Genomic DNA, 7,700 nt, shown 5'->3' on the forward strand with positions numbered 1-7,700 from the left:
GTTTTATAAAGAGACCACTTCTCCTTTTATTTTTAGAGGAATTCGTCCTTCGTCGTAGTTGATGGCGTTGGATTCTACCGTAATTGTTTTTCTAATTGGTCCGGGAGTCATGTTGTATTTAATGTCTATTTTGCTGGATTTTCCCGGTTGTACCGTTTCGTTTTGTTTGGATAAAATGGTACAGCTCGTTGTGGATTGAACGGAATAAATAATCAACGGGGCATCGCCGGTATTGGTGTATTCAAAAGAGCGAATACCGTTGTCGCTGTTCTTATTTATTACTCCGTAATCAATAGTGTTATTTTTGGCTTTAAATTCTATTTTAGCTCCCTTCTGGGCAAATCCAATGCTGCCAAAAAATAAGATTGCTATAAATGTGGTTATTTTTTTCATTTGAATTGGTATTATAAAGTAAATATACTTTGTTTTAATTAGTACACAAATTTTTATTTCCCTTTTTATAGTGTACTTTATTATTTACTTTTGTTCCCAAATTTAAATTACAAAAATCACACCAATTTTTTTTGGGTTTATTTGTTTAACTGTTTAATCGTTTAACTGAAAGATTCAAAAAACGATTAACAAAGAACAAATAACGATTAAACAAATTAACGATTAAACAAACCTAGTAAATGGCAATTCCCGCACAATTTGACGCTAAAACAATAGAGCAAAAATGGTATAATTACTGGATGGAAAACAATTATTTTCACTCAGAACCGGATCACAGAACACCTTATACGATTGTTATTCCTCCTCCCAATGTAACAGGAGTTTTGCACATGGGGCACATGTTGAATAATACCATTCAGGATGTTTTAATCCGCAGAGCCCGTTTAAAAGGTTTTAACGCTTGTTGGGTTCCGGGAACGGATCATGCTTCTATTGCTACCGAAGCTAAGGTTGTGGCGAAATTAAAAGCGGAAGGAATCAATAAAAATGATTTATCTCGTGAGGAGTTTTTAAAACACGCCTGGGAATGGACCGATAAATACGGAGGTACAATTTTAGAGCAACTTAAAAAATTGGGAGCTTCCTGCGACTGGGAGCGTACTAAGTTTACGATGGATCCTGATATGTCAGCTTCTGTAATACGTTCTTTTGTTGATTTATACAATAAAGGTCTTATCTATCGTGGTTACCGAATGGTAAACTGGGATCCGGAAGCTAAAACTACTTTGTCTGACGAGGAAGTTATTTATGAAGAGCAAAACGGGAAATTATTTTTCTTAAAATATAAAATCGAAGGCAGCGAAGATTTTTTAACTGTTGCCACAACGCGTCCGGAAACTATTTTTGGTGATACTGCTATTTGTATCAATCCAAATGATGAGCGTTTCACGCATTTGAAAGGTAAAAAAGCGATTGTTCCAATTTGCGGTCGTGTGATTCCAATTATTGAAGATGAATATGTAGATGTGGAATTCGGAACCGGATGTCTGAAAGTGACGCCTGCGCACGACATGAACGATAAAACTCTAGGTGAAAAACACAACCTGGAAATCGTTGATATTTTTAATGAAGATGCTACTTTGAATAGTTTTGGTTTGCATTACCAAGGCAAAGACCGTTTTGTGGTTCGTGCTGAAATTGCCAAAGAATTAGAGGCAATCGGTGACTTGGCTAAAACTGAAATTCACCTCAATAAAGTTGGAACTTCTGAAAGAACTAAGGCTGTTATTGAGCCAAGATTATCCGATCAATGGTTTTTGAAAATGGACGAATTGGTTAAACCGGCTATCAAAGCGGTTTTAGAAGACGGAGATATTAAATTACATCCATCTCGTTTCAATAATACCTATGCGCATTGGTTGAATAATATCCGTGATTGGAACATTTCCCGTCAGTTATGGTGGGGTCAGCAAATTCCGGCTTATTATTATGGTGACGGAAAAGAAGATTTTGTGGTTGCCGAAACTATCGAAGAAGCTTTGGCTTTAGCCAAAGAAAAAACTTCTAACTCTCAACTTCAAACTTCCGACTTAAAACAAGATGCGGATGCCTTAGATACCTGGTTTTCATCATGGTTGTGGCCAATGTCGGTTTTTGGTGGAATTATGAATCCGGAAAGTGAAGACTTTAAATATTATTATCCAACCAATGATTTGGTTACTGGTCCGGATATTTTGTTTTTCTGGGTAGCCAGAATGATTATTGCGGGTTATGAATATGCAGGAGACAAACCATTTACTAATGTATATTTGACTGGTTTGGTTCGCGATAAACAACGTCGAAAAATGTCTAAATCCTTAGGGAATTCACCGGATCCTTTGGATTTGATTGATAAGTTTGGTGCCGATGGAGTACGTGTAGGATTATTGTTGAGTGCTTCGGCAGGAAACGATATCATGTTTGATGAAGAATTGTGTAATCAGGGGAAAGGATTTTCGAATAAAATTTGGAATGCTTTCAAATTGATTAAAGGTTGGGAAGTTTCAGAAACGATTGTTCAGCCTGAATCATCCAAAGTGGCTATCGAATGGTATGAGGCTAAATTGCAACAAACCTTAGTGGAAATTGAAGACAATTTTGATAAATATAGAATTTCTGATGCTTTAATGGCTATTTATAAATTGGTTTGGGATGATTTCTGTTCCTGGTTCCTGGAAATGATTAAGCCGGGGTACCAACAGCCAATTGATAAGTTGACTTTTGATAAAGCCATTGAAATGTTAGAAAATAATTTGAAATTATTGCATCCTTTCATGCCTTTCCTGACCGAAGAAATTTGGCAACATATTGAAGAAAGAACCCCGGAGCAGGCTTTGATTGTTTCGACCTGGCCGGAAATGAAAGCTTTTGATGCTCAGTTAATTGCTGATTTTGAAAATACAATAGAAGTAATTTCAGGAATCAGAACGATTCGTAAGGATAAAAATATTTCGTTTAAAGATGCTATTGATCTGAAAGCAATTAATAATGAAAATGTTTCTACCTATTTTGATTCTATTATTTCGAAATTAGGTAATGTTACTGCTTTTGAATATGTTACTGAAAAAGTGGACGGAGCTTTGTCTTTCCGTGTAAAATCTAACGAATATTTTATTCCAATTACCGGAAATGTGGATATTGAAGCGGAGATCAAAAAACTGGAAGAAGAATTGAAATATACACAAGGTTTCTTGAAATCAGTTCAGTCTAAATTGTCTAACGAGAAATTTGTGGGCGGTGCTCCGGAAAAAGTGATTACTATGGAGCGCAAAAAAGAAGCTGATGCTTTGGCAAAAATTGCTACCATTGAACAAAGTTTAGTTGCCCTGAAATAATTTTTAAGCATACATAATTGATTAAAAGCCAGGATGATTGCGTTCATTCTGGCTTGTTTTTTTTTGTAAGTATAAACATTTCTTTTAATTTGTTTTATCTTTTTTTCTTACAATGAATTGCATTTCATCGATAAAAATAACAGATTAGCTGTTTTAAGTTTTTTTTAACATTTGGTTTTCTTAATGTTAATTTAATTCCAATTAACTTTGATAATCAGATTCTTAGAAAAAGCTTTTTCGTCTGAAAAAAAGCGTCTTTTGGATTTTGATTGTATAGCCGTTAAGTCCCTCAAACTTCCCCTTTCATTAACCTATTGTTTGGTTTTGTTTTAAAATTAATGTGATTAATAAATGCTTGGTTCGTTAAAACTCCAAACAGTTTATTTTTTACAATGTAATGATAGTAGGTTCCTTCATGAAATATTGTGAAGATTGTTTTTACAGCTTTTCTTCCCCAGTCTGAAAAAGCATGCTTGTAACCATTTCTTTTTTTAAGTAATTAAAAACTGTTGTTTAATAGTTTTTGGTTCGTAAAGATAGCTCAGAAGGTATCTTTATACAGAAGTTTACATTGTGGTATTTTACCATGATGGATTTTGTAATTGTTTTTTTCTTTCGAATATATTTCCCCAAATTTTTTCTTTTTGGATAATTTATGAAATAAAATTACGCTTCTTCCGGTAAATAACTGTTTCCAGGTATTGGAACAGATGTTATTCTTTTTTGAAAAGGATTGCATTATTTCTTTGTTATTAATTCCGTTTTTTAGTATTACCGCGGCAATTTTGTGGATTAAATTTATTCCAATTTGAGCAATGTTTGAATGCGTAACAAGTTGGTATTTAGTTTTTAGTTGGTTTTTTAATTTGTTGCGTTTTGCTAAAGGTTGAAAGGGGAATAATAATCACAAAGCTATTTTTTAAGAAGTTTTCACTTAAAACTTTAATAGTAAGTTAAATTTTAAGGTTATGAAAAGCATTATTCTTTCCAATTTTCATCCGATTCAGGTTGGTGAATTATTTGAGCAGGACAAGCTCAATCAGTACACCAAGTTTTTATATTATCATTTTCAAAATATTCCGATAGTGGAAAATACAGGAAATTTAGAAGAGAAAACGGAGGAATCTGTCGGTTTTGATTATATATCCGATCAGGTGGATAAGTATTCGGTTTCTTCTGAAAGTATAAATAAAAGACAAATTATCATTTTTGAAGGAGTCAGAAAATTTATTGAAAACATCATGAATGTTCGCTCTCCTTTGGATTATCATTTTCCGGATGGATTTGAAGTAAAAGAAGGAAAATCTTTTGGACCTAAAATAGAAGTTAGGATGGAGTGGTTTAAAACTAAAATGGGCTATGTTTTCGATCAGTTTTATTTAAAAACGGCTACTCCGCCTGAAAATTTAATTCATGTTACCTGTTCGGGTTATTCTTCGCCCAGTGTGGCACAGGAAGCGGTTATTGAACGCAATTGGAATAATGTACAGGTTACCCATTCTTATCACATGGGATGTTACGGAGCCTTTCCGGCAATACGAACAGCCCGAAGTCTTATAGCTGCCAGTTCAGAAAATGGCAGAGCCGACGTGGTGCATACCGAATTGTTGTCGGCACATTTGAATCTAACGGAATTTTCTCCGGCTAATACTATGATTTGTTCACTCTTTGCCGATGGATTTATAGGCTACTCTTTGTATGAAGAAAATGCTTTTATGGCTGATCACTCAGTTTTGGAGAAAAAAGGGCTGCGCATTTTAGCCTCACATGAGGTGATTATTCCGGATTCCTTAGAAGATATGTCCTGGGATTTAGGAGAATATAATTTTTTGATGACGCTGTCTAAAAGAGTTCCGGTTTTTATTAGAAAAAACATTAAAGAATTTTTGACGACGCTTTGTGATAAATGTGGTGTGAATCTGGATGAAGAGAAAGCGCAGATGTATTTTGCCATTCATCCCGGAGGACCTAAAATTATTGATTATGTGGTAAATGAGCTCGGGATTTCCGACAATCAGGCCCGATGGTCTTATGCTGTGTTGCGCAATCATGGCAATATGTCTTCGGCTACTATACCCTATATTTTAGATGCTATTATCAATGATGTTACTATAGTGTCAGGAACTAAGGTAATTGCGATGGCTTTTGGTCCCGGTTTGACAGCGACGTCTTTATTATTTGAGAAATTATAAGTTATTTTTATTGAAATAAAGTTTTACACTTCACGGCTAGTTTTTATTGAAAATCAGGATTGATTTCATCAATTTGATTTTTTCAGATGGCGAACTTCATTATTAAATGAAGAAAATTATCTAACGGTTATCTCCCCCAAGTTTGATAACTATTTAAAACCTGACTTTTGTGGGTTTCATTTTCCAGAAGCAACATCTAATGTTGTGGTATTTTGCATTGCTAATAAGGAAATTCTTTGGTTGTAAATGCAATTGCTGTTGCGACACATTTCCTTCCCCAAATCTTGGGAATATTGTGATTTTCCTACTTCGATAATTGTATTTCGATGTGTTTGATAATGCCTGACATTTTAGACCATCGGAGCGGTTGTATTTAATTTTTTTATATGAAAGAGGTTTACTTCAATGACTATTTGAAGCTGTTTTTTATGATAGTTTTCCCTCAAATCTTTTATATACCTATTTAATATATTTTATGACATAAAAATACTATTATCATGAAAAAAAATATTTTTTATACGATGCGGGGTGCGCCAGTCTGTTGGCGTACTTTGTTAGATGGTTGGCATCAGACATTTATTTTTTGTCTGCTGTTTGGACTGATTTTATTTACTGGAAATCTTACAAATGCTCAAAATATCAAAGGGATTGTACCTGTACAGTATCCTATTAGTGGTTCCGGGGTTGATGGAGATGCCTGGGCACATGAGCCTATAAGTACTATTTATGAGAATGTAGGGGATTTGTTTGATAGACAGTTTGGTAATCCTATGTATCCTGGGGATGTGGTAAACAATGGGGTCCTTGATTTTTCGAATGGGTCACTTCTTTATCCGGGGTTTACTTTCTTTTTACAAGATCGCTATGTTGATGATTTAACCATTTTTACTTCATCCAATAAAATAAATGATAATCCAAATACCTATACCTGGGGACCGGGATCTTCACCTAACAAAAATGAGATTCAAAATGCCGGAGCTCATTTTTCTTATGGTAGTCCCTCTGTGACCGGAGGAGTAAGTGTTGATGGATTGACTTTTGTAAATGGAACGAGTAGACAAGGTGTTTCAACTGATTTATGGTGTCTGTTTGCAGGTGACCGCCAGGTTACCAATGGAAGCAGCTATATTGATTTTGAGTTTTTACAAAAACCCTTAACTATAACCGGAGCTACATTTGGACCGGTAGATCCTAATACAGGTATAGCACCAATTACCGGTGGTAGTGGAGCTTTTTCCAGTTTGGGTACTGATGGAGGACGTACTGTTGGCGATATATTAATCACTATTGAGTTTACTCAGGGTGGTGGTGACGCAACAGTTGTAATTCGAGTTTGGAAAGCAAAAGCCGGAGGCGGATTTGAGTATGTCGTAGTGCCTAATGATACTTTTCCTGGGAATATTTTCTGTACGAATAATAGTGTAACAACCACAGTACCTTTTGATGCTTATGGTGTTACTCCGGGAACTTATGCACCAAATCAATGGGCTGAAGGAGCAATTAACTTAACAGAAGTATTTAAAAATACAAGTCCTAATGATCCTTGTTTTAATATTAGTACTCTGTTTATTAGAACTCGTTCTTCAGGGAATTCGGCTCAGTCTGAGTTAAAAGATTTCCCAGGAGCCCCTATTCAATTGAATTTGAATTTGATTCCAATCGCGAATGCAGGAGCTGATTTTACCAAAACCTGTACTTCTAATCCAACAGGTAAAATGATTGGAGAAACTCCGGAAGCAGGATTTACTTATTCCTGGTCACCAACAACTGGTTTGAGTGATTCTAATATTGCTAATCCAATTGCTAATCCAACGGTAAATACAACTTATACAGTAACTAAAACTAAAACAGGTACAGTATGTAGTAATATGGATAGTGTGGATGTAACGGTTGATGTTGTTCCGCCAAATGCAGCAGCAGGAGATGATAAAGTACTGAATTGTACTGTAACTTCGATTGCCTTAAGTGGATCTTCTTCAACAGCAGGAGTTACTTTTGCCTGGGTTGCCAGCAATGGCGGACACATTGTTTCCGGTGCAAATACAGCAACACCAACAGTTGACATGGCTGGGACTTACACTTTAACCGTTACTGATCCGGCTAATGGCTGTACCGCTACCGATGTTGCTTTAGTGACTCTAAATAATACAGCACCAAATGCTAATGCAGGGGCAGATAAAGAGTTGACCTGTACTGTAACTTCGATTGCCTTAAGTGGATCTTCATCAACAGCAGGAGTTAC

The 7,700-nt window shown here is 35.5% G+C and carries 3 protein-coding genes and 1 pseudogene; 3 read left to right on the forward strand and 1 reads right to left on the reverse strand.

Going from position 1 to position 7,700, the window contains the following annotated elements; translation table 11 throughout:
• Positions 1-3: 3 nt before the first annotated feature.
• On the reverse strand, positions 4-393 hold the full coding sequence (locus H599_RS0113450) for a DUF1573 domain-containing protein (RefSeq protein WP_026714611.1): 390 nt from the start codon (positions 391-393) through the stop codon (positions 4-6).
• 239 nt (positions 394-632) lie between these two features.
• On the opposite strand from H599_RS0113450, the gene H599_RS0113455 reads away from it, so the two are divergent.
• From H599_RS0113455 to H599_RS0113465, 3 genes and pseudogenes are all read left to right on the forward strand, one after another.
• Positions 633-3,266: a valine--tRNA ligase gene (locus H599_RS0113455; RefSeq protein WP_026714612.1), complete on the forward strand. Its 2,634-nt coding sequence runs from the start codon at positions 633-635 to the stop codon at positions 3,264-3,266.
• Positions 3,267-4,234: 968 nt separating this feature from the next.
• Positions 4,235-5,458, forward strand: a complete 1,224-nt coding sequence (locus tag H599_RS19795; RefSeq protein WP_051590749.1) for a 3-oxoacyl-[acyl-carrier-protein] synthase III C-terminal domain-containing protein — start codon at positions 4,235-4,237, stop codon at positions 5,456-5,458.
• Between the two features lie 497 nt (positions 5,459-5,955).
• Positions 5,956-7,700 (forward strand): annotated as a pseudogene (locus tag H599_RS0113465) (hypothetical protein); the annotation flags it as partial.

Source organism: Flavobacterium daejeonense DSM 17708 (assembly GCF_000425425.1).
Taxonomy (GTDB): Bacteria; Bacteroidota; Bacteroidia; order Flavobacteriales; family Flavobacteriaceae; genus Flavobacterium; species Flavobacterium daejeonense.

What these genes read in the sequence shown, in the direction of transcription:
- H599_RS0113450 (WP_026714611.1), bottom strand. Translation starts at nt 393, where the DNA reads ATGAAAAAAATAACCACATTTATAGCAATCTTATTTTTTGGCAGCATT.
- H599_RS0113455 (WP_026714612.1), top strand. Translation starts at nt 633, where the DNA reads ATGGCAATTCCCGCACAATTTGACGCTAAAACAATAGAGCAAAAATGG.
- H599_RS19795 (WP_051590749.1), top strand. Translation starts at nt 4,235, where the DNA reads ATGAAAAGCATTATTCTTTCCAATTTTCATCCGATTCAGGTTGGTGAA.